Below are 232 nucleotides of genomic sequence, written 5' to 3' on the forward strand. Positions count from 1 at the left end.
GCCCCATTCAGGCACGTCAGGCTCCGGACCCAGTCCGATAAAACTCAGGCCCGCGGCTGTCAGAATACTGGTGCCAATGCGCATAGTGAAATAGACAATCACGCTGGAAAGCGTGCCGGGCAGAATATGCCGCAGGATAATGACTCTGTCTGGTGCACCGGCACAGCGCACGGCTTCAACATAGGCAGCCTGTTTCAGAGAGAGCGTCGAAGCCCGCACGATGCGGGCACAT

1 protein-coding gene is annotated in these 232 nt (G+C 58.2%); it reads right to left on the reverse strand.

Annotated features, from left to right (window positions below):
* Positions 1-232 (reverse strand): ABC transporter permease subunit (locus SB765_RS34090; RefSeq protein ID WP_410933088.1); only part of this gene is annotated, 232 nt, incomplete at both ends.

The sequence above is a fragment of the Pseudomonas sp. SIMBA_067 genome (assembly GCF_046534675.1).
Classification (GTDB): domain Bacteria; phylum Pseudomonadota; class Gammaproteobacteria; order Pseudomonadales; family Pseudomonadaceae; genus Aquipseudomonas; species Aquipseudomonas putida.